Genomic DNA, 21125 nt, shown 5'->3' on the forward strand with positions numbered 1-21125 from the left:
GGGACCGGGGGGGCGGCTTCAGGCGGAGGCCGCGGGCCGAGGCTGGGCGGTGGATGCGGGAGAGGACTCCGGCGCAGGGCCGGGGCGGTGGTCCTCGGGGTGGCCCAGGAGCCAGTCCCACAGCTCCACCGGGTCCTCGAACTCCCGCCGCGCACCGCAGTGGCAGACGGCCAGGAGCCGGTCGGTACCGAGCACCCAGTGGATGCGGTGGACGTTCTCGCCGGAGAGGACGGGTGGGTGGAGCGGGGTCATCGGGCCACCGCCCGAGCCTGCGTCGCGGCCCCCTCCTGCGCCAGGCGCGCGAGGATGCGGCGGGCGGCGAGTCCGCCCGTGTCGATGTTGATGCTCAACTCCTGGTAACCGGCCTGCTCGGTGCCCAGGGACTTCTGGAGCACGTTGAGGGCCACGACGTCCTGCATGACCACCGTGTGGTTGTTGGTGTGCAGGAACTCGGTGACGTCCTGGTCGTCGAGGGCGAAGTCGCGGGCCACGGCCCAGAAGTCGTACACCGTCTTCTCCGTCGACGGGGTGATGCCGTAGACGACTTCGACGTGGAAGGCGTGCGGGTCGCTGCCGTCCGGATTCGGACCCGGCGCACCGACGGGGGCGATGCGCGAGTGGAGCAGGTAGAGACAGGGTGCGTGGTACTCGATGTCCTGCCAGCGGGTGATCCGGCCCTCGATGCCCGTCGACTTCGCGTAGAACGGAGGGCACTCGGCGTCGTCCATGTGACGGCTGACGTGGACGATGCCGGCCGTGTCGTCGACCTCCGTGGTGATGGGTGTCTCGGCGACCTCCGGCGTACCGATGTAGCCGCCGTGCAGGTACGTCTCGTGGGACAGGTCCATGAGGTTGTCGACGAGCAGACCGTAGTCGGCGTCGATCGGCTCCACGCCGGACACGACGGTGTAATCGGGCGAGTCCATCCAGGGGGCGCGAGGCGGCAGCAGGCCCCCCGGCTCACGGTCGCCGATCCAGACCCACACGAAGGAGTCCTGCTCGACGACCGGGTAGGTCTTCAGCCGGGCGGTGCGCGGGATGCGCTGCTGGCCGGGTACGAAGACGCAGCCGCCGTCGGTGCCGTAGGTGAAACCGTGGTACCCGCACACCACCCGGTCGCCGTCCAGCCGGCTCGGCGCCTGGGAGAGCGGGAAGCGCCGGTGCACACAGCGCTCCGACATGGCCACCGCACGGCCGTCCTCGGTGCGGTACAGCAGGATCGGCTCACCGAGCAGGGTTCGTCCGAGAAGTTCGCGGCCGACCTCACGGCCGTAGGCGGCGACGTACCACTGATCGCGTACGAAAGCGGTCATTTTCGTTTCCTTCTGAGTCGTGGGGTTCAGTGGGCGGCGGCCGGGGCCGCGGCGGCAGGCTTCGTGTCGTCTCCCGTGGCGGGGCGCAGCAGCAGGAGGAGCGCCGCGGTGGCGACGTAGATCACGCTGACCGCCAGGTAGAGGTTCTGCGGTGTCCAGCCGCTGTCGAGGAGGCTGCCGGCGACCGTCGGGGCCACGATCGCGCCGATGCGGCCGATCGCGAGGGCGCTGCCGAGCCCGGTCGCCCGCACCCCCGTGCCGTACGTGGCCGGGGTCAGGGCGTACAGGCCTGCCACGGAGCCGTTGGCGAACAGGCCGATCATCGCGCCGAGGGTGAAGGCGACGCCCAGCCAGGAGGTGGCGGCGATGAAGGCCGACAACAGTACGGCGGTGGCGATCAAATAGGCCATGAGGACGGAGCGGAGCGCGAAGCGGGCGGCGAGCGCCCCGAGGGCGGCCGAGCCGAAGATGCCGCCGACGTTGAGCAGCGTCCCGCCGGTCAGGCCCTGGCTGCCGGACAGTCCCGCCTCGACCAGCAGGGTCGGCGTCCAGCTGGTGATGAAGTAGAAGCCGGCCATGACGAGGAAGAAGGCCGACCACAGCAGCAGCGTCGAGCGGCGCAGCGCCGGCGAGAGCAACTCCCGGAAACCGGCCCCGATTCCGGTCGGCACGGTGGTGGGCTCGGGCAGGGTCTCCAGCGGCGGTTGCCCCATGCGCCGGGTCAGGGTGTTGATCCTCTCCAGGGCGCGCTGGGGCCTGCGGGAGGCCAGGAAGTCCACGGAGTCGGGCAGGCAGAAGTAGGCCAGCGGGACGGCGACAGCGCTGGCCAGGCCGCCGGTCAGGAAGACCGAACGCCAGCCGAACTGGCCGATCATGGAGACGGCGAGCAGTCCGCCGATGGTGGCGCCGACCGCGTAACCGGCGGAGTTCAGGCTGACGGCCAGGCCGCGCCAGCGGCGGGAGGCGTACTCGCCGGCGATGACGTTGCTGCAGGCCAGGACGCCGCCGATGCCGACTCCTGTGAGCACGCGCAGCGCTCCGAGCTGGACGGGCAACTGGCTGACCGAGGAGAGCAGCATTCCGAGGGCGGCCACGGACAGGCAGCCGAGGATGACCGGGCGGCGGCCGACCCGGTCGCCCCAGGGGGCGACGAACATCGCGCCCAGGGCCATGCCGACCAGGCCCGCGCTGAGCAGCAGCCCCAGCTCGGAGGAGCTGAGCTCCCAGTCCGCCGACACGGCTTTGCCGGTGAAGGCCATGACGAGGACGTCGAAGCCGTCGAGCATGTTGAGCACGACGCACACCGCGATCACGCCCCACTGGAAGCGGCTCATCGGCCCCTCGTCGAGGGCGGCGCGCAGAGAGGGGCCGGTCACCGGACGGTTCCGGGACGGGGAGAAGAGGGTGGCAGGACCATGGCAGCACTCCGTTGTCGACCGCGTGGTGGTCGTCGACTCCGCCCCCCGCCAGGCGGTTGCCGCACCGGCGGATCGGGTCCCGGGCGTCGACCGGTGCGGACCATCGTGGGGTCGGCGCCCGCGGGTCACCAGAGGTCTTTCCGGATGCCGGGAAACGTCTGCGAAATGCCGTCCGCGCTGCCGTGGCGGACGGACCTCAGGACCTGGCCGCAGGGGGCTCCCCCGGGGGGCTCGGCTCGCGACACGGCACGGGCGCGTAGGGAAGCTCAGACGCAGGACGGCGGGGTTCAGACCCGCGGCGTGATCATGGCGCGGGAGATCGCCCGGGCGCTCGTACAGACCAGCCGGGCCAGCGCGTGCGCGGAGGCGCTGCCATGGCGTACCACCAGCGAGACCGCGGCGATCACCGCACCGCCGCTGCCGTGCACCGGAGCGGCGACCGACAGGGCGTCCATCGTGACCTGGCGGTCGCTGACCGCGTAGCCATTGGTCCGCGCCTCGGCCAGCATGCACCGCAGCTCGCGCGGATCGCTGACCGTGCAGGGCGTGAAGCGCTCGAAGGGGCCGGCGAGCACCTGCTCCTGCACCTCGGCGGGGGCGTGCGCGAGCAGCACCAGCCCCACCCCGGTCGCCGTGAGAGCGAAACGCCCGCCCACGCGTGTCAGCACGGGCACCGCGCCGGACCCCGCGATGCGCTCCACGAAGACGACCTCCGTACCCTCGCGCACCGCGAGCTGCACGTTCTCCCGGGTGATCTGGGACAGGTCCTCCAGGAACGGCAACGCCCGCTCCCGCAGCCCCTGCCCGCGCGGCGCCAGCGAACCGACCTCCCACAGCCGCAGACCGACGCGGTAGCAGCCGTTGGTTCCGCGCTCCAGCGCTCCCCAGGCCATGAGCTCGCCCAGCATCCGGTGCACGGTCGACACCGGCAGCCCGGACCGCCGGGACAGCTCGCTCAACGTCATCTGCGGGCAGCTCGCACTGAACGCCCCGAGAATCCGCAGCGCACGGCCCAGCACGGGCCCGGTGCCCGACTCGGAGCTGCGGGGGCGGGTCATCGGGGCGCCTCCTTCGTCCGCCGCCGGTGAAGGCTCCTCATCGGCATGCTGCGGCTGACGTACGAGCGGGTCTTCCAAGGCGCCTCACCGATTCCCGACTGTGCGTTCCGGTCGGCCGTCACGCGGCCGCCCGCGGCGTCCTGACGACCCTCGGGCGACTCGTCCGACGCCGTGGCGGCCAGTGTGCAAGAAGGACGCGGCCACGTCGAGACGCCGAAACTCCCCTGTCGCGGCCTCGCCACAGAGCGCAGGCGGCGCGGAGCCCGGCCTGGAGGGGCCCGCACCGACCCCGCCGGCGGGACGTCCACCGCACGGGTCGGCGGGTACGCGGCCCCCGCTCCGGGAGGGGCGACGGCGCCGTGGTGGCGCGGCAGCGGTGAGTGACGGGCAGTCAAACCGGTGGTCCTCAGACGCACCTTTCGTTCCCACGGGCCTGCCACGCCCCTCGGCGTCGGCATGTCCGTACGGGGCCAAGAGTCTCGGAGCAGGTGAACAGCAAGTTGCGTACGGCCCATTGACCATGCGTCGAGCCGCCTCTACGTTGAACCGCATCCCGGCACGATTGATTCGCATCACGGAACCCTGGAGGTTCTCGTGGCTCTCGCTCCTGCTGTTTCCCCTCTCTCCCGCTTCACCATTGATGGGCGTTCGATCGTCATCACCGGCGCCACCGGCGCCCTCGGCAGTGCGGCGGCACGCGCCCTGAACGCCCTGGGAGCTCGACTCACCCTCGCCGCTGGCAACGCCGACAAGCTCGACACGCTGGCCGCGGAACTGGACGGGCCCGGACCGGTCGAGACCGTCCGGCGCAGGCCGGACACCCCGGACGACGCCGAGGCGATCATCTCCGCCGCCGTGAAGACGTACGGTGATGTGCACGGTCTGCTCGTCGCCTCCGGCACGAACCACGTCGCGCCGATCACCGAGATGAGGGTCGAGGACTTCGACGCCGTGCAATCGGCGAACGTCCGTGGTTCCTGGCTGATGTGCCAGGCGGTGGGGCGGCACATGCTCGGCCGCGACGGCGGGGGCAGCGTCGTACTCGTGTCCTCCACCCGCGGCCGGCTGGGGCACCCCGCCGGGTACTCCGCGTACTGTCCGTCCAAGGCCGCGGTCGACCTGCTCGGCCGCAGTCTCGCCGCCGAGTGGGGTGGTGCCGGAGTCCGGGTGAACGTGCTGGCTCCCACCGTGTTCCGCTCGGAGCTGACTGCCTGGATGTACGAGGAGGACGAGAAGGGCACCGCGACCCGCGAGGCCATGCTCGCCCGCATCCCGCTCGGCCGGCTGGCCGAACCGGAGGACTTCGCCGGGGCGTTGATCTACCTGCTGAGCGACGCCTCCTCGTTCGTCACCGGACAGGTTCTGTACCTCGACGGGGGGTACACCGCATGCTGACCATCGCCGTCGTCGGCGCGGGCCTGATGGGCCGAGGCATCGCCGAGGTGTTCGCGGGCGCGGGCCATCCGGTACGCCTGCATGACGTCGACACCGACGCCCTGCGCGGGGCGGTGGACAGCCTGCGGGACGTCGCCTGGGCCGTCGACGGCAGCACGGACCTCGCCGAAACCGTCACGGGAGCCGGCCTTGTCGTCGAGGCCGTCGCCGAGAACCTGGAGGCCAAGCAGGAGCTGTTCGCCCGGCTCGACCACCTGTTGCCCGACGCACTGCTGGCCAGCAACACCTCCGTGCTGCCGATCAGCAGCATCGCCGAACGCACCACCCGCCCCGAGCGAGTGGTCGGCACCCACTGGTGGAACCCGCCCGACCTGATCCCCGTGGTCGAAGTGGTCCGAGGGAAGCACACCAACGACGAGACCATGGAACGCACCACCGCCCTGCTCGCCGGTCTGGGCAAGCTGCCCGTACGGGTCGAACGCGATGTACCCGGATTCGTCGGCAACCGTCTCCAGCACGCCCTGTGGCGCGAGGCGATCGCGCTCGTCGCGGACGGAGTGTGCACCGCGGAGACAGTCGAGACGGTGGTACGCAACACCATCGGCCTGCGTCTGGCCGCCATGGGCCCCTTGGAGAACGCCGACTACGTCGGGCTCGACCTCACCCTCGCCATCCACGAGGCCGTCCTGCCCGACCTGAACCGCTCGCCGAGCCCTTCTCCGCTGCTGAGTGAGCTGGTGGCGGCGGGCGACCTGGGTGCCAAGAGCAGCCGCGGCTTCCTCACCTGGCCCGAGGGCAGCCGCGAACGGGCACGCGCACGCCTGGCCCGGCACATCGCCCGACAGCTCGCGGCCACGGCGGACAACGGTCCGCCCGGGGCGTGACCTGCCCCCTCCCACCCCCTGGGTAATCGCCGACCCGCTTGAGCTCATCGCGGCCCGGAGCTCCATGCAGAGTCGCCCCTCCTCGTTTCTCCACCCGAGCGGTTTCACCGTGCGCCCGCCGCGGTGTCCTCCTGCGCTCATGTCAACCACCATCGAGATGCGGAAGCCCATGACCGACAGCCCCAACCCGTCCGACACCGCCGCCGACGGCATGTCCCGCCGCACCCTGGGCGGGCTGCTCGGCGGAAGTGCACTTGCCGCCGTCACCGGACCGGCCACCCCGGCCTCCGCCTCTGCCGCATCCGATAGCGGCAGTGCCCTGCGGGAGGAGCAGTCGTTCCACGCCCGGACCGATCGTAAGAGCAAGCGGCGCCCCAACCTTTTGGTGATCCTCGCTGACGATCTGGGCTGGGCCGACCTGTCCTGCTACGGCGCACCTCACATCAAGACCCCGGCCCTGGACCGGCTCGCCCGCCAGGGCGTGCGCTTCACCCACGGCTACTCCGCCTCCTCTTCCTGCTCCCCGACCCGGTTCGGCCTCTACACCGGGCGCTACCCGGGCCGTACCCACGGCGGGCTGGCCGAGCCGATCGCCAACCATTCCCACGGACTGGATCCCACCCATCCCACGCTGGCATCCCTGCTGAAGGCCGTCGGCTACTCCACCACGCTCATCGGCAAGTGGCATTGCGGCTTTCTGCCCGACTACAGCCCCACCAAGTCCGGCTGGGACGAGTTCTTCGGCAACGGCGGTGGCGGACTCGAGTACTTCTCCAAGCTCGGCCCGCTGGGTGAGTACGACCTGTACGAGGGCGACGCGACCTACCAGGACCTGCGCTACTACACCACCGTCCTCACCGAGCGGGCCATGGAGTACGTCGGCCGCAGCCACAACACGCCGTGGCTGCTCAACCTCAACTTCACCACCCCGCACTGGCCGTGGCTGACCGAGGACGACGCGGAGACCGGGGCGGAGATCGCAGCCAAGATCGAGGAGGCAGGGGGCGGTGCCGAAGCGCTCCGGGCCCTGATGCACTTCGACGGCGGCTCGGTGGAGAAGTACGCCGCGATGGTGGAGAGCCTGGACAACGCCCTCGGCCAAGTGCTGGACGCGCTCCGCAGATCCGGCCAGGAGGAGGACACGCTGGTGCTGTTCGCCAGCGACAACGGCGGAGAGCGCTTCTCCTACAGCTGGCCGCTCACCGGGGGCAAGGGAGACCTGCGGGAAGGCGGCATCCGGGTCCCCACGATCCTCCGCTGGCCCGCGCGGATCGGCGCCCACCAGGTGAGCCACGAGCCGAACCACACCATCGACTGGACCGCCACGCTCCTGGAGGTGGCCGGCGGCCGGCCGGATCGCGACTATCCGCTCGATGGTACGAGCCTGGCGGGCTACCTCCTGCGCGGCGAGAACCTGCCCGAGCGCGACCTGTTCTGGCGAGTCCGGGCCAACCGGGCGCTGCGACGCGGCGACTGGAAGTACCACCAGGACTCCTCCGGCACCGACCACCTGTACGACCTGGCCGAGGACGCCAGGGAGCAGGCCGACCGCGCCGGTGACAAGCCCCACCTGCTCAAGGAACTCAAGGCGGCCTGGGAGAAGACCGCTGCGACCCTGCTGCCCTACCCCGACTGACGCCCGATGCGCCAGGACGCCACGCGCCGGACGGCACCCGTCCGGACACCGATGAAGAACGAAAGGCGGAACACCATGTCCAACACCCCCTTCACCTGGCCTCTCGGCCCCAACGAGCAGGGCCTGGAGTTCTACGACCTCTCCCACCCGTGGGGGCATGGAACGCCGTGCTGGCCCTACTTCGAGGACGTGAAGATCGAGCGCCTGCACAGCATGTCCAAGTCCCGCGTGCTCACCCAGAAGGTCACCACGGTCATGCACTCGGGCACCCACATCGACGCCCCCGGCCACGTCGTGGAGAACACCCCGCTGCTCGACGAGATACCGCTCAGCTCCTTCTTCGGCACCGGCGTGGTCGTCTCGATCCCCAAAAAGAAGTGGGAGGTCGTCACCGCCGCCGACCTGGAGGCGGCCACCCCCGAGATCCGCCCCGGCGACATCGTCATCGTCAACACCGGCTGGCACCACACCTACGGCGACAACAGCGACTACTACGCCTACTCGCCCGGCTTCTACAAGGAGGCCGGAGAGTGGTTCGCCGCCAAGGGCGTCAAGGCGGTTGGAACCGACACCCAGGCGCTGGACCACCCGCTGGCCACCGCCATCGGCCCGCACGGCCCCGGTTCCCCGAACGGTCTGCTGCCGTGGGCCTGCGAGGAGTACGAGGCCGAGACCGGCCGCAAGGTCCTCGACGACTTCCCCGAGTGGGAGCCGTGCCACCGAGCCATCCTGTCCAAGGGGATCATCGGCTTCGAGAACGTCGGCGGTGACCTGGACAAGGTCACCGGCAAGCGCGTCACCTTCGCCGCGTTCCCCTGGCGCTGGATCGGAGGTGACGGCTGCATCGTGCGCCTGGTCGCCATCGTCGACCCCACCGGCGCATACCGGATCGAGAAGGGTGAGCGCGGATGAGTCCGATGCGCGTCACCCGGCTCGACCAGGCCCCGCCGTACCAGCCGCCGTCGCACCACGGCGTCGGCGCGGTGCGGCTGCAGGGCCACGAAGCCGGGCCGACCGCACGCTTCTGGACCGGACTGTCGTACTACCTGCCCGGCGGAGCGGCGGACGCGGCGCCCACGGTGGAGGAGACCGTGTACGTCGTCCTCGACGGCGAGGTCGTGGTCATCGCCGACGACCATGAGGAGACGCTGCGGCCCTACGACTCCGTACACCTGACCAAGGGACAGGCCCGCTCGGTGGAGAACCGCTCCAAGCGAACCGCCACCCTGCTCGTCACCATCGCCCTGCCGCCCGGGGAGGACTGACATGGGCGTCGTCATCACCGTCGCGCCCACCGGGCCGATCGCCACCAAGGCCGACAACCCCCGCCTGCCGACCTCCCCGGAGGAGATCGCCGAGGCCGTCGCCGACACCTACCAGGCCGGCGCGTCGGTCGCCCACATCCATCTGCGCGACGAGCACCAGCGGCCGACCGCCGACCTGGACATCGCGCGCCGGACCATGGACCTGATCAGGGCACGCTGCCCGATCCTGATCCAGCTCTCCACCGGAGTGGGACTCAGCGTGCCCTTCGAGGAGCGGGAGCGGCTGGTGGAGCTACGGCCTCGCATGGCCACCCTCAACCCCTGCTCGATGAGCTTCGGCGACGGCGAATTCCGCAATCCGCCGGACAAGGTACGCCGTCTCGCGGCCCGCATGCGCGAGCTCGGCATCAAACCGGAGCTGGAGATCTACGACACGGGCCATCTGGATGCGTGCCTGCGCATGTGGAAGGAGGGGCTGCTCGCCGAGCCGCTGCAGTTCTCCCTCGTCCTCGGCGTCCGCGGCGGCATGGCCGCCACCGCGGACAACCTCCTCACCATGGTCCGCCGACTGCCACCGGGCGCGATCTGGCAGGTCATCGCGATCGGACGGCACAACCTGCCCCTCACCGCCATGGGCCTGACGCTCGGCGGCAACGCCCGCGCAGGTCTGGAGGACACCCTGCACCTGCGCAAGAACGAGCTCGCCCCCGGCAATCGGCCCCTCGTCGACCGGGCGGTCGGCCTGGCCCGCGGCCTGGACCTGCCCATCGCCGGGGTCGAGGAGACCGAACGGCTCCTCGGCCTGCCGGACCGCAAGACGTAAAGGAGGAACGAACGCCGTGCCACCCGGTCCGCACCCGTACGGCAGGCTGTCCGGGGACAGGACGTGAGAAGGGAAGACACGCTATGACGGCGGTTGACGAGCAATCCGGAGTCAGGCCGGGGCGCGGCAGTGCGAGCGGCATCCAGGTCATCGCACGCGCGGCCGAGGTGCTGCGCCTGCTCCAGGCAGCCCCGTCCGGCCTCACCCAGGCCGAGGTGGTCGAACGAATCGGCCTCGCCAAGTCCACGGTCCACCGCATCCTCGGCGCCTTGGAGGCGGAGGGTCTTGTGACCGTGGCCGGCACCCGCGGGCGGTACCGGCTGGGCCCGGAGATCCCCCGCATGGCCGCCTCCGTGCGATCGGCGATGATCGTCGACCTGCGCCCCTATCTCGAGGATCTGTCCCGCCAACTAGAGGAAACCATCGACCTGTCGGTCATGGAAGACCACCAGGTCGTCTTCGTCGACCAGGTCGTCGCCGACCGCCGGCTGCGCGCAGTGAGCGCGGTCGGCGCCGGTTTCCCCCTGCACTGCTGCGCCCCTGGCAAGGCGCTGCTCGCCGCCCTGCCGGCGGCCGCCCTGGAGCGCGCCGTACCGAACCGGCTCACCGCCGAAACCCCGCACACCCTGACCACCCGCCCCGAGCTGCGCCGCGAGCTCGACGAGATCCGCCGCACCGGCGTCGCCTTCGACCGCGAAGAGCACACCCTCGGCATATCCGCGGCCGGCGTCGCCATCCGCACCGCGGCCTGGGGCACCGCAGCCATCAGTGTGCCCACCCCGACGCAACGCTTCGCGGGGCGCGAACAGGCGATCATCGAGGCCCTGTTGCAGACCAAGGAGCGCATCGAAACGGACTTCGGCGCCATGAAGCCGACCCCGTGACGACGCGTCGCTCGGCTCCGGGCACGTGCTTCCCGCGTCCGCCTCCTGCACCTGTCCCGAGACCCGAGGAATCGACGTCATGAAAGCGAAACCGTCTCCAAGGTGCCCTGACCCACAACGTTCCGCAGACGTACGCCTGTTCATCCTCATGGCCGCCCTGATCGCGATGTTCGAGGGCTACGACCTGTCCGTGTACGGAGCCACTGTGCCGGCCCTGCTGCACGAGCCCGGCTGGAACCTGTCCAAGAAAGCAGCAGGCGACATCGGATCGCTCGTCGCAGTCGGCATGCTGATCGGCGCAGGCATCGCCGGGGCCGCAGGACGGCGCCTGGGCACCCGCCGACTACTCCTGAGCGGCCTGTCGTTCTTCTCCCTGTGCATGCTCGGCTCCGCCCTGGCCAAGGGGCCGGACGCATTTGCCGCGTCCCGCCTCTTCGCCGGGATCGGTCTGGGCGTGGTACTGCCCACGCTCACCGCCGTTGTGGGTGACATGTCCGCACCGCGCGTACGCGCCCGCAACATCGCCATCACGATGGCCGGCTCCTGCGTCGGCTCCCTCGGAGCACCGCTTCTCGGCTCGTGGCTGCTGCCGGACGTCTCCTTCCGGGTGCTGTACCTCGTCGGCGCGGCCGCTTTGCTCACCGTGGTGCCATGGGCCTTCCTCCGCCTGCCCGAGAGCCCCCTGTACCTGGTGCTCACCGGCCGCGCCGACCAAGCCGCCCGGACCGCCGCCCGATTCGGCCTGCCGGCCCCGCACCCGCCCGCCACATCGCAGCACAGGCACCGGTGCCTCGGGCTCGGCCCGCTGCTCCACCGCCCGCTGGTCGTCACCACGCTGCTGTTCTGGGTGATGACCTTCTGCGGGCTGCTGCTGATCTTCGGCTTCAGCACATGGCTGCCGACGCTCATGCAGACCGGCGGCTTCTCCATCGGCTCGGCACTGACCATGACGTGCCTGTCGTGGATCGGCGCGGGCGTCGGCATGGTGCCCGGAGGGGTACTCGCCGACCGGCTCGGCCCCAAGCGCGTGGTGGCCGGCGCCTTCCTTGTCGGTGCCGCCGGTCTGCTGGTGATCAGCCGGGGCCCGGCCGGCTGGGTCCTGTACCTGTGCCTGCTCCTGTGCGGCTCTTCGGGCTGCTGGCCTGCCAGGCGTTCGTCAACGCCTACCTGATCGGCTGTATGCCGGCGGACCTGCGCGTCCCGGCCGTCGGGTGGTCGTTGTCCGTCGGACGGCTCGGCGCCATCGCCGGACCGTCGCTCGGTGGGCGCATCCTCGACTCCGGCCTTGGCCTGGAATGGAATTTCCACTTCTTCGCCGCCACCGCCGCCGTCGGCGCCACGGCAGCGATCGCCGTACCGCCCGCTCGGTCAGGCCACCCCGCGCGGACGACCCCTCCCATCGGCACGGCCGACGGCGCCGCAGTCGGCTGACCTACCGGCTCCACCGCCGTCTTCACCTCGCTCCGGCCCGTTCCCGCCGGTCCCGCCTCCACTCGCAACCGCACCCCTCACTCCGGAGGACCCCCGCCATGAAGAAGATCGCGATCGAAGAGCACTTCACCACCGCCGCCCTGGCCCACTACAGCCTTCCCGCCGCCGTCCTGTTCGACCCGCCCCAGTGGGACGCCTCCATGCGGCGACTGCTGGACTTCACCGACGTACGCCTGCCTCAGATGGACGAACTCGGCATCGACATGGAGGTGCTGTCCCTGACCGCGCCGGGCGTCCAGGGGGAGACCGACACCGCCGTGGCGGTCAGACGAGCGGCTGAGGCCAACGACTTCCTGGCCGAGATCGCCCGTAAGCACCCCACCCGCTTCTCCGGCTTCGCCGCGCTGGCCCTGCAGGATCCGGACGGCGCCGCGGCCGAGCTGGAGCGCGCCGTCACCCAACTCGACCTGCGGGGTGCCCTGATCAACGGCCACACGCAGGGCGAATACCTGGACGCGGACCGGTTCCGGCCTGTGTGGGAGCGCGCCGAGGCCCTCGGCGTACCGATCTACCTGCACCCGGCCAGCTCCTACGACGTGTGGCACAACCTGCGCGGCCACGAGGAACTGATCGGGCCGATGTGGAGCTGGGGCGTGGAGACCGCGACCCACGCCCTGCGGATCGTCTTCGGAGGTGTCTTCGACCGCTTCCCCGGCGCCACCCTCGTCCTCGGCCACATGGGCGAAGGACTCCCCGGCCACCTGTGGCGCCTGGACAGCCGCTGGGACTTCCTCAACCAGCGCGGCATCCGCCTGGCCAGGCCACGTCCCTCGGACTACATCCGCGACAACATCATGATCACCACCAGCGGGGTCTGCGCACACGCCCCGCTGCTCGGCAGCCTGCTCGCGCTCGGTGCCGACCGCATCATGTTCTCCACCGACTACCCCCTGGAAAGCAACCACGAAGCCGTCCACTTCATCGAGACCGCCCCGATCAGCGAACCCGACCGCGCCAAGATCTGCCACCTCAACGCCGAGCGCCTGCTCCACCTCTGATGGCTCCGAGGCAACCGTCCGCCAGAGGGACAAGCGGATGGAGCTCCCAGCCGGTCACCATGCCCGGGGCCTGATTCCGGGAGTGCCGTCGTGGCAGCCTCACTCCGAGCTCGGGGAGGGCGGCCGGCCCCAGAACTTCTCACTCTTCACCACGATCCACCTGCCTTCACTCGGCTCACCGGCACACCTGGTCACCACTCTCCCGCTTCTCGCGGCCGGTCGCATTCCGGCGGGCCCCGGAACTGAGGCGGTCAGTGGATCTCCACGCCGCCCTCGTTCGTGTGCACGGTCACCGTGTGCTTGCCGTCGCGCTTCCACGGCAGGGTGATGTGCGGCGTCCCGGTCTTGCTCTGTGCCTGGATGTAGTAGCCGGCGTGGGGCGGCAGGGCCAGGTCGACGCTACCCCGGTCGGTGGTGACGTCGGTGGTGGTGGGGGCGGTCGCGAAGGTGGCGCGGACCTCGCCCTGTTCCGTCCTGGCCTCGAAGGCGGTGGGCCTCGCGTCCTTCACGCCGATCTGGCCGCTGGAGGTGTGCAGCACGAGCGGGCCCCGCGGGCCGGTGAGATCGATGGCACCGGCATCGGTGGTCAGGGCCAGGCGTCCGGTGAGGTCGCTCCCGGTGATCTGCCCCGGGCCCGAACTGACCTCGACGGCGAGGGCGGCGGGCAGGGTGATGTCCAGGTTCAGGGAGCAGTCGTCGCCGCAGGAGCCGGTGACGGTGGTCGTCTTGTCCGAGGACTTCACGGACACCTTCGGCGGGGTGTCCGCGTAGTCACCGGTGGCCGTGACGTGGATTCTGGAGCCACGGCCGGCGTGCAGGGTGACGCCGCCGCGGGTGTCGACGCGCAGCAGGGTGCCGGAGGCGGCGTTCGCGGTGTGGGTGGAGGAGTACTTCTCGTGGGCGGGCAGGGCCTTGGTGACCAGCCAGGCCCCGGTGCCGGCGATCACGACGAGGACGGTCAGGCCGACGGCCAGGATCCAGCGGTTCTTACGCGTTGCCATGTCTTTCATGCTCCCAAGTAACGTATAACGGCGAGTACACGGCGGTGTTCGCCGTCTTCCGGGTGCAGCCCGAACTTCACGAAGATGCTGCGGATGTGTTTCTCGACGGCGGCGGAACCGATGAACAGCTGCTTGGCGATGTCGGTGTTGGACCGGCCCTCCGCCATCGCGGCCAGCACGTCCCGCTCACGGGGCGAGAGCGTGGCCATGGGGTCCTGACGGCGGCTGCGGGCGAGCATCTGCTTGACCACCTCCGGGTCGAGGACGGTCTCCCCGGCTCGGACGCGCTGCAGGCCGTCGACGAACTCGTCCGCGTCAAAGACCCGGTCCTTCAGCAGATAGCCGACGCCGCTGGTGGCGCTCTCGATGAGGTCGACGGCGTAGCTCTGCTCGACGTATTGGGACAGCACGAGCACCCCGGTCTCCGGCCAGCGGTTGCGGATGACGAGGGCGGCGCGCAGGCCCTCGTCGACGAAGGTCGGCGGCATCCGTACGTCGATGACGCAGACGTCGGGCCGGTGCTCGGCGACGGAGCGCAGCAGCGCCTCCCCGTCCCCGACGGCGTCGACGACGTCGACGACGTCGATGCCGGCTTCCCGCAGGAGCAGGACGATGCCTTGCCGCAGCAGGGCGGAGTCCTCGGCTATCACTACACGCATTGCATTTCCACTTCGATCAGGGTCGGTCCGCCGGGCGGGCTGGTGACGCGCAACCGGCCGTCGACGCCGCACACCCGGTCGGCAAGGCCCGCGAGTCCGCCGCCCGGTGAGACCTTCGCCCCGCCGACGCCATCGTCGCCGATCGTGACGGCCAGCCGGTCCGCGGTGCGCCGGATGCTCACCCAGGCCTTCTTTGACCGCGCGTGCTTGGCCACGTTGGTGAGGGCTTCGGTGACGACGAAGTAGGCGATGCCCTCCACGGTCGTCGACGGCCGGGGTGCCACGTCCACGTCCACCTCGACCGGGATCGGCAGCCGGGCGGCCACGGCGGACAGGGCGGCGTCCAGACCCCGGTCGGTGAGGACGGGCGGGTGCAGTCCGCGGGTGAGGTCGCGCAGTTCGTTGATGGCCTCCTGGGCGCTGGCCCGTGCCTCGTCCACCAATTCCAGCGCCGCGTCCTGGCCGGAGCCCTTCAGCCGGGAGCGGGCCCGGCCGAGCGTCATCGTCATGGCGACCAGGCGCTGTTGGGCACCGTCGTGCAGGTCGCGTTCGATGCGCCGCCGTTCGGCCTCGGCGGCGTCGACCACCCGGGCCCGGCTCTCCGTCAGGTACTCCACCCGCTGCGCCAGTGTGACGTCGCGGGCCGGCGCCAGCAGGGCTCGGGCGAGCAGTACATCGGCGGTGAGCAGGCCGCGTACCACCAGCGGGGCGAGAGTGGCCCACAGCAACAGCGTGAGAGCGGAGACCAGCAGCGCGGTCCCGCGGCCACTGACCACGATGAGGCCCAAGGAGGCGCTGCCGCGAGGCAGTTGGGCGCAGTAGGCGGGCAGCAGCACGAGGGCGAGCGGGATTGCCCCACACCAGCACGCTGCCGAACAGGGGCACCAGCGACCAAGGGGCCAGCACCCCGAAGTAGGCCACCAGTTGCCAACTCGGCCGGCTCCTGGCGAACGCCGCCGCCGCCCCGAGCAGCGGCCCGGACAGTGCGGGACGCGGCTGCGCCGGTATGTGCAATCCGGGCATCGCCGCCCAGCGTTGACGCTCGGCGGAGCCGAGCAGGTGCAGCGTCCACGACGCCAAGTGGGTGGCCGCGGCACGCGCACTCTCCGCCCATCTGCCGCCGAGAGTGCGCCAGGTCGTACGGGCTTACCGGCACGACCCCGGCCAAGACGGCACCCCCGTGCTGCGCAACCTGCCGGTGGGCCCCGAGGCGCTGCCCCCACACCGACGGTCCCGGAGTCGGTGGAGCGGGAGGCCACGGTCCCGGCCGCCGTCGCCGTCCTGGTCGCGACAGAGCTCGGCGAGATCGCCGCCTACCGCGACGAGAATTCGGGCGCCCTCGTCCAGAACGTCGTGCCGGTCCCGGGCCGCGAGACGTCGCAGACCAACGCCGACCCCACACCGCTGGAGCTGCACGTGGAGAACGCGTTCCACCCGCACCGCCCGGACTTCGTGGGCCTGTTGTGCCTCCGCGGAGACCCGGTCAACGCGGCCGGCACTCTCGTCTCGTCGACCATACGCGCGCTGCGTCTGCTGGCTCCCGCGACCCGGGAGGTACCGCACCAGGAGCGCTTCACCACCGTGCCGCCACCGTCCTTCCGGTCGGGGGCCGCGGCCGTCGCCCACGCGGTGCTGACGGGGGACCCGGAAGACCCCAACGTCAAGGTGGACTGCAACGCCACCGCCGCCGTCGACGCGGAGGCCGCGGCAGCCCTGGAGCGGCTGCGGGACGCGTACGTCGAAGCCTCGATGTCGGTCCCACTACGCTCCGGCGAAATGGTCTTCGTGGACAACCGCGTCTCGATCCACGGGCGTTCGGCCTTCGTTCCGCGCTATGACGGCCAAGACCGCTGGCTGCACCGCACATTCGTCCTCCTCGACAACCGCCGCACCCGCGGCAGCCGCCTCGGCAACGGCAGCGTCCTCGACTGACCCGGGTCGATGCGGCTCTGCCCATCATGGAGTGGGCATGCCGCCTGGGGCGCTCGACGGGGCACCGCTCTCGTCCAGTGACACCCGTGTCCTGATCAACGGGTGCCAGCCCGTCCCGTGCAGCTGCGTCGACCTGCGGCCGACACCCGAGCCGGCTTCTCCGGGTGTCACCGGAACGGCGGGCGCCGTCGGAATGGGCACGATCCCCACGCGGACCGTCCAGAGCGTCTCCGGCTCCATCGCGACCGTCCTGGATTGGGTTGGCCAGCAGTTCGCCATTCCCCACGATCGTTTAGTACCAGTCCCATGGCACCGCCACCCGTCCACCTCTCGGCTCAACGGCTTTCGGCCGACGCGTACCGCCTCCGAAGTGCCTTCAGCACACAACTGCAGGGTCTGGCGCGCATCGAGGCGGGAGAAGGCGGCGGTCTTCAGTCGCCGGGTCTCCAGGCGGTGGTGGGCCCTGGGGCGGTCGTGGTGTTCGAGCGTGATCTTGTGCCGGGGCAGGCGGCGGACGCGGTCGAGGAGTTACTGCGTCCGCCCCAGCCCATCGGACCGCGGTCTCGACTTCAGGGAACGTGGGGCCGAGGTGGTCGCCCGCATCGCCACTGTCGAAGGTGCGGCGGAGACTTCTGCTTCGAGCGTCAGAATCTCCGAAAGGGCCTCTGCGGGCGTCGCGGATGCAAGCGCCTCGCTCACGAATTCGCAGGTCATGGAGCTCATACAGATGGATCCGTCCGCTCGAACCGCTGCACGGAGGGAAACAGGTCGAACGCTCTGCCCTGGTCATAAACCGCAGGTCAGGCGCTCTTGCCAGCAGGCTCCAGAATCGCCACGCACTCCACATGATGCGTCATCGGAAAAAGATCGAACGCCCGCAACGACCGCACCCTGTACCCGCCCTCCCGGAAATACCCCAGATCCCGAGCCAGCGCCGCCGGATCGCACGCCACGTACGCGATGCGGCGCGCGCCCAGACCCGTCAGGTGGCGGACCGTCTGCTTGCCCGCGCCTGCGCGCGGGGGGTCCAGGACGATCAGGTCGGCTTCCGTGATGCCCGTGCGCGGGAGGACCGATTCGACCTTGCCCTGTTCGATGCGGACGCGGTCGAACGCCGCCAGGTTGTGGCGGGCGTCCTCCACCGCGCGTTTGCCCGACTCGATGCCGAGGACCGCTCCCTGGTCGCCCACCCGGTCCGCGAGCGCGCCCGCGAAGAGGCCGACCCCGCAGTAGAGGTCCAGCGCCGTGTCGCCCTTGCGGGGCAGCAGGCCCTGCATCACGGCGAGCATCAGCGTCTCCGCGGCCTTCGGGTGGACCTGCCAGAAGCCGCCGCTGCCGACCCGGTACGTGCGGCCGTCGGCGCGCTCGCGGACGAAGGGGCGGCCGTGGACGCGGTGGACGCCGCCGTCCTTCTCCTCCACCCGCATCACCGACACCGGCTTGTCCAGCTCCACGATCGGCAGGCGCGCGCCCGGCTTCGGGGTGAGGATCACCTGGCGGTCCTGGCTCCCCGTCGCCGCGATCGCCTCGATCGACGCCATGCCGGACCAGTCACGCTGTTCGATGCCGAGTTCGGATACGCCGTCGGCCGCGATCATGCAGTGCTCGATCGGCTCGACCTCGTGCGAGCGGTGGCGGCGCAGCCCGGCGTTGCCGTCCGCGTCCACCGCGTACTGCACGCGCGTACGCCAGGACGGGACCTCGCCCGGCGGCAGCTTGTCGCCCTCCGCCGGCATGACCGTGCCGTCCCAGCCGGCCTCCTCGGGGGTGAGGCCCGCGAGGCGCTTGAGCTGTTCGGCGATGACCTCGCCCTTGAGGCGGCGCTGCGCGCCCGGCTTCGCGTGCTGCCAGTCGCAGCCGCCGCAGCGGCCGGGGCCGGCGTAGGGGCAGGGGGCCTCGACGCGGTCCTTGGAGGGGTCGAGGATCTCCACCGCGTCCGCGCGCAGGAAGCGCGCGCCCTCCTCGCCCTCGGTCACCCGTGCGATGACCTTCTCGCCGGGCAGCGTGTGGCGCACGAAGAGCACCTGGCCCTCCGCCGTGCGGGCGATGCAGTGGCCGCCGTGCGCGACGGGGCCGATCTCGACCTCGTACTCCTGGCCGACCAGGGAGTTCCCCGCCTGCGGATTCTTCGGTTCTGCCTGCATGGCGGGGTGACTCCACAACGTAAAAAGGGGAACGGCCGGACAACAGCCCACCAGTCTACGTGGGTGTCGTCCGGCCGTTCACCACAAGCGGCACGGGAACGCGTGAGGTGTCACGCCTTCTTGCTCGGCTCCTTCTCCCGCGTGCGCCTCGGCTTCTCCACCGGGCCGCGCCGCACCGCACCCGGCGCGTTCCACTCCTGGCGCTTGCGGGCCCGCCGCTTCGCGGCCTCGGAGGAGTCCAGCTGGTAGGGGACGGACGTCACCATCACGCCCGGCGTGAAGAGCAGCCGGCCCTTGAGGCGCAGGGCGCTCTGGTTGTGCAGCAGGTGCTCGTACCAGTGGCCCACCACGTACTCGGGGATGATCACGCTGACCACGTCGCGCGGGCTCTCCCGGCGCAGGTTCTTCACGTACTCGATGATCGGCCGGGTGATCTCGCGGTAGGGCGAGTCGAGGACCTTCAGCGGCACGGTGATGCCGCGTCGCTCCCACTCGTCCTTGAGGGCCTTGGTCTCCGCCGGGTCGACGTTGATGCTGAGCGCCTCAAGGGTGTGCGAACGCATCAGCTTCGCGTACGACAGGGCGCGCAGCGTCGGCCGGTGGATCTTGGAGACGAGGACGATCGAGTGGACGCGGGAGGGGCGCACGCTGTCGTCGGACGGGGTGTCCGGGGCGGCGATCTCCTCGGCCACGCGGTCGTAGTGGCGGCGGATCGCCGTCATCGTCGCGTAGAAGATCACCATGCCGAGCAGGGCGACCCAGGCGCCGTGCGTGAACTTGGTGACGAGTACGACGACCAGGACCAGGCCCGTGAAGAACGCGCCGAAGGTGTTGATCGCGCGGGAGCGGATCATGCGGCGGCGCTTGTTCTGGTCCTTCTCCGCGGCCAGGTGGCGGTTCCAGTGCCGGACCATACCGATCTGGCTGAGCGTGAAGGAGACGAAGACGCCGACGATGTAGAGCTGGATCAGGCGGGTGGAGTCGGCGCCGTAGATGAAGACCAGCAGGGCCGCGGCGCCCGCTAGGAGCACGATGCCGTTGGAGAACGCGAGGCGGTCGCCGCGGGTGTGCAGCTGGCGCGGCAGGTAGCGGTCCTGCGCCAGGATCGAGCCGAGCAGCGGGAAGCCGTTGTACGCGGTGTTGGCCGCGAGGAAGAGGACGAGCGCGGTGGCGGCTGCCAGGATCATGAACAGCAGGCTGCCGTGACCGAAGACGGCCTCGGCGACCTGCGAGATCACCGGGTTCTGGACGTAGTCCGAGCCGACCGGGACGCCGTTGTGGAAGAGGTCCTTGCCCGGGTACTCCGCCATGCGGACCTTGGTCACCATGGCGAGCGCGATGATGCCGCAGAACATGGTGACGGCCAGGCCGCCCATGAGGGCGAGCGTCGTCGCGGCGTTCTTGGACTTCGGCTTGCGGAAGGCCGGGACGCCGTTGCTGATCGCCTCGACGCCGGTGAGCGCGGCACAACCGGAGGAGAACGCCCTCAGGAGCAGGAACACCAGTGCGAAGCCCGCGAGGCCCTGGTGCTCGGGCTTGATCTCGTAGTCGGCGGTGGGTGCCTTCATGGTGTCGTCCAGGACGATGCCCCGGAAGGCGCCCCACGCGATCATCAGGAAGACGCCGGCCACGAAGACGTACGTCGGGATGGCGAAGAGCTTCCCGGACTCCTTCACGCCGCGCAGGTTCATCAGCGTGAGCAGGACGATGACGGCGACCGCGCAGAGGACCTTGTGCTCGACCACGAAGGGGACCGCGGAGCCGAGGTTCTCGATGCCCGAGGAGATCGACACGGCCACGGTCAGGACGTAGTCGACGAGCAGGGCGCTCGCGACGGTGAGTCCCGCCTTGGGGCCGAGGTTGGTGGTGGCGACCTCGTAGTCGCCACCACCGCTCGGGTACGCGTGCACGTTCTGTCTGTACGAGGCGACCACGGTGAACATCAGCACCACGACCGCCACCGCGATCCACGGGCTGAAGTGGTACGCCGACACGCCCGCGATGGAGAGGACAAGAAGGACCTCTCCGGGCGCGTACGCCACGGAGGAGAGCGGGTCGGACGCGAAGACGGGGAGTGCGATGCGCTTCGGCAGGAGCGTTTCTCCGAGCCGGTCACTGCGCAGTGCGCGCCCGATGAGGATCCGTTTGGGCACGTCGGTCAGTTTGGACACGCAGAGGATCGTAAGCGTTCGATCGAGCGCCCGCCCACCCACCACCCCCATCT

20 protein-coding genes are annotated in these 21125 nt (G+C 70.6%); 11 read left to right on the forward strand and 9 right to left on the reverse strand.

Translation table 11 applies throughout. The features are described from left to right. Positions 1–18: 18 nt before the first annotated feature. The 4 genes from ACOBQB_RS08065 to ACOBQB_RS08080 form a co-directional block, all read right to left on the reverse strand. Positions 19–252, reverse strand: coding sequence for a hypothetical protein (locus ACOBQB_RS08065; RefSeq protein WP_423589939.1), 234 nt, complete (start codon positions 250–252; stop codon positions 19–21). Then, positions 249–1313 carry a Rieske 2Fe-2S domain-containing protein gene (locus ACOBQB_RS08070; RefSeq protein ID WP_423589940.1) on the reverse strand — a complete coding sequence of 355 codons (1065 nt, stop codon included), beginning with the start codon at positions 1311–1313 and terminating at the stop codon, positions 249–251. The genes ACOBQB_RS08065 and ACOBQB_RS08070 overlap by 4 nt, the downstream gene beginning before the upstream one ends. A 26-nt stretch (positions 1314–1339) precedes the next feature. Next, positions 1340–2689, reverse strand: coding sequence for an MFS transporter (locus tag ACOBQB_RS08075; protein WP_423589941.1), 1350 nt, complete (start codon positions 2687–2689; stop codon positions 1340–1342). A 329-nt stretch (positions 2690–3018) separates the two neighbouring features. Continuing rightward, on the reverse strand, positions 3019–3789 hold the full coding sequence (locus tag ACOBQB_RS08080; RefSeq protein WP_423589943.1) for an IclR family transcriptional regulator: 771 nt from the start codon (positions 3787–3789) through the stop codon (positions 3019–3021). A gap of 594 nt (positions 3790–4383) precedes the next feature. Between ACOBQB_RS08080 and ACOBQB_RS08085 the strand changes: the two genes are divergently transcribed. The 10 genes from ACOBQB_RS08085 (at position 4384) to ACOBQB_RS08130 (ending at position 13165) form a co-directional block, all read left to right on the forward strand. Next, complete coding sequence (locus tag ACOBQB_RS08085; protein WP_423589944.1) at positions 4384–5184, forward strand: SDR family NAD(P)-dependent oxidoreductase; 801 nt, start codon at positions 4384–4386, stop codon at positions 5182–5184. Continuing rightward, positions 5178–6068: a 3-hydroxyacyl-CoA dehydrogenase family protein gene (locus ACOBQB_RS08090; RefSeq protein WP_423589946.1), complete on the forward strand. Its 891-nt coding sequence runs from the start codon at positions 5178–5180 to the stop codon at positions 6066–6068. The genes ACOBQB_RS08085 and ACOBQB_RS08090 overlap by 7 nt, the downstream gene beginning before the upstream one ends. A 157-nt stretch (positions 6069–6225) precedes the next feature. Further along, positions 6226–7704: a sulfatase-like hydrolase/transferase gene (locus ACOBQB_RS08095; RefSeq protein ID WP_423590479.1), complete on the forward strand. Its 1479-nt coding sequence runs from the start codon at positions 6226–6228 to the stop codon at positions 7702–7704. 75 nt (positions 7705–7779) lie between these two features. Continuing rightward, on the forward strand, positions 7780–8616 hold the full coding sequence (locus ACOBQB_RS08100; RefSeq protein WP_423589948.1) for a cyclase family protein: 837 nt from the start codon (positions 7780–7782) through the stop codon (positions 8614–8616). Next, a complete protein-coding gene (locus tag ACOBQB_RS08105; protein ID WP_423589949.1) occupies positions 8613–8969 on the forward strand; it encodes a cupin domain-containing protein in 357 nt (118 codons plus the stop codon). The genes ACOBQB_RS08100 and ACOBQB_RS08105 overlap by 4 nt, the downstream gene beginning before the upstream one ends. Position 8970: 1 nt before the next feature. Further along, positions 8971–9792, forward strand: coding sequence for a 3-keto-5-aminohexanoate cleavage protein (locus ACOBQB_RS08110; RefSeq protein WP_423589951.1), 822 nt, complete (start codon positions 8971–8973; stop codon positions 9790–9792). A gap of 83 nt (positions 9793–9875) precedes the next feature. Continuing rightward, positions 9876–10676, forward strand: coding sequence for an IclR family transcriptional regulator (locus ACOBQB_RS08115; protein ID WP_423589953.1), 801 nt, complete (start codon positions 9876–9878; stop codon positions 10674–10676). Between the two features lie 148 nt (positions 10677–10824). After that, entirely contained in the window at positions 10825–11847 is a 1023-nt protein-coding gene (locus ACOBQB_RS08120) for an MFS transporter (RefSeq protein WP_423589955.1), read from the forward strand. Further along, a complete protein-coding gene (locus tag ACOBQB_RS08125; RefSeq protein ID WP_423589957.1) occupies positions 11784–12107 on the forward strand; it encodes a hypothetical protein in 324 nt (107 codons plus the stop codon). Before ACOBQB_RS08120 ends, ACOBQB_RS08125 begins: the two co-directional genes overlap by 64 nt. A 98-nt stretch (positions 12108–12205) precedes the next feature. Further along, the gene (locus ACOBQB_RS08130; RefSeq protein ID WP_423589959.1) at positions 12206–13165 is read left to right on the forward strand and encodes an amidohydrolase family protein; all 960 of its coding nucleotides are present in this window, start codon (positions 12206–12208) and stop codon (positions 13163–13165) included. Between the two features lie 251 nt (positions 13166–13416). Here the strand turns inward: ACOBQB_RS08130 and ACOBQB_RS08135 are convergent, their stop codons facing one another. From ACOBQB_RS08135 to ACOBQB_RS08145, 3 genes are read right to left on the reverse strand one after another with little or no spacing between them, the layout of a single operon-like run. After that, positions 13417–14166 carry a DUF4097 family beta strand repeat-containing protein gene (locus ACOBQB_RS08135; RefSeq protein ID WP_423589961.1) on the reverse strand — a complete coding sequence of 250 codons (750 nt, stop codon included), beginning with the start codon at positions 14164–14166 and terminating at the stop codon, positions 13417–13419. A gap of 5 nt (positions 14167–14171) precedes the next feature. Beyond that, on the reverse strand, positions 14172–14825 hold the full coding sequence (locus ACOBQB_RS08140) for a response regulator (RefSeq protein ID WP_423589963.1): 654 nt from the start codon (positions 14823–14825) through the stop codon (positions 14172–14174). Next, positions 14816–15661, reverse strand: a complete 846-nt coding sequence (locus ACOBQB_RS08145) for a sensor histidine kinase (RefSeq protein WP_423589965.1) — start codon at positions 15659–15661, stop codon at positions 14816–14818. The genes ACOBQB_RS08140 and ACOBQB_RS08145 overlap by 10 nt, the downstream gene beginning before the upstream one ends. Positions 15662–16067: 406 nt before the next feature. Here ACOBQB_RS08145 and ACOBQB_RS08150 point away from each other — a divergent pair, with 406 nt between their 5' ends. After that, complete coding sequence (locus ACOBQB_RS08150; protein ID WP_423589967.1) at positions 16068–16757, forward strand: TauD/TfdA family dioxygenase; 690 nt, start codon at positions 16068–16070, stop codon at positions 16755–16757. Between the two features lie 800 nt (positions 16758–17557). On the opposite strand, the gene ACOBQB_RS08155 is transcribed toward ACOBQB_RS08150, so the two are convergent. Both ACOBQB_RS08155 and ACOBQB_RS08160 read right to left on the reverse strand, forming a co-directional pair. Then, positions 17558–18901 carry a class I SAM-dependent RNA methyltransferase gene (locus tag ACOBQB_RS08155; protein WP_423589969.1) on the reverse strand — a complete coding sequence of 448 codons (1344 nt, stop codon included), beginning with the start codon at positions 18899–18901 and terminating at the stop codon, positions 17558–17560. 110 nt (positions 18902–19011) lie between these two features. Next, the gene (locus ACOBQB_RS08160) at positions 19012–21072 is read right to left on the reverse strand and encodes an APC family permease (RefSeq protein ID WP_423589971.1); all 2061 of its coding nucleotides are present in this window, start codon (positions 21070–21072) and stop codon (positions 19012–19014) included. Between the last annotated feature and the right edge of the window lie 53 nt (positions 21073–21125).

It is taken from the genome of Streptomyces sp. G5(2025) (assembly GCF_049542075.1).
Taxonomy (GTDB): domain Bacteria; phylum Actinomycetota; class Actinomycetes; order Streptomycetales; family Streptomycetaceae; genus Streptomyces.

What these genes read in the sequence shown, in the direction of transcription:
- ACOBQB_RS08065 (WP_423589939.1), bottom strand. Translation starts at nt 252, where the DNA reads ATGACCCCGCTCCACCCACCCGTCCTCTCCGGCGAGAACGTCCACCGC.
- ACOBQB_RS08070 (WP_423589940.1), bottom strand. Translation starts at nt 1,313, where the DNA reads ATGACCGCTTTCGTACGCGATCAGTGGTACGTCGCCGCCTACGGCCGT.
- ACOBQB_RS08080 (WP_423589943.1), bottom strand. Translation starts at nt 3,789, where the DNA reads ATGACCCGCCCCCGCAGCTCCGAGTCGGGCACCGGGCCCGTGCTGGGC.
- ACOBQB_RS08090 (WP_423589946.1), top strand. Translation starts at nt 5,178, where the DNA reads ATGCTGACCATCGCCGTCGTCGGCGCGGGCCTGATGGGCCGAGGCATC.
- ACOBQB_RS08095 (WP_423590479.1), top strand. Translation starts at nt 6,226, where the DNA reads ATGCGGAAGCCCATGACCGACAGCCCCAACCCGTCCGACACCGCCGCC.
- ACOBQB_RS08100 (WP_423589948.1), top strand. Translation starts at nt 7,780, where the DNA reads ATGTCCAACACCCCCTTCACCTGGCCTCTCGGCCCCAACGAGCAGGGC.
- ACOBQB_RS08105 (WP_423589949.1), top strand. Translation starts at nt 8,613, where the DNA reads ATGAGTCCGATGCGCGTCACCCGGCTCGACCAGGCCCCGCCGTACCAG.
- ACOBQB_RS08110 (WP_423589951.1), top strand. Translation starts at nt 8,971, where the DNA reads ATGGGCGTCGTCATCACCGTCGCGCCCACCGGGCCGATCGCCACCAAG.
- ACOBQB_RS08115 (WP_423589953.1), top strand. Translation starts at nt 9,876, where the DNA reads ATGACGGCGGTTGACGAGCAATCCGGAGTCAGGCCGGGGCGCGGCAGT.
- ACOBQB_RS08120 (WP_423589955.1), top strand. Translation starts at nt 10,825, where the DNA reads ATGGCCGCCCTGATCGCGATGTTCGAGGGCTACGACCTGTCCGTGTAC.
- ACOBQB_RS08130 (WP_423589959.1), top strand. Translation starts at nt 12,206, where the DNA reads ATGAAGAAGATCGCGATCGAAGAGCACTTCACCACCGCCGCCCTGGCC.
- ACOBQB_RS08135 (WP_423589961.1), bottom strand. Translation starts at nt 14,166, where the DNA reads ATGGCAACGCGTAAGAACCGCTGGATCCTGGCCGTCGGCCTGACCGTC.
- ACOBQB_RS08140 (WP_423589963.1), bottom strand. Translation starts at nt 14,825, where the DNA reads ATGCGTGTAGTGATAGCCGAGGACTCCGCCCTGCTGCGGCAAGGCATC.
- ACOBQB_RS08155 (WP_423589969.1), bottom strand. Translation starts at nt 18,901, where the DNA reads ATGCAGGCAGAACCGAAGAATCCGCAGGCGGGGAACTCCCTGGTCGGC.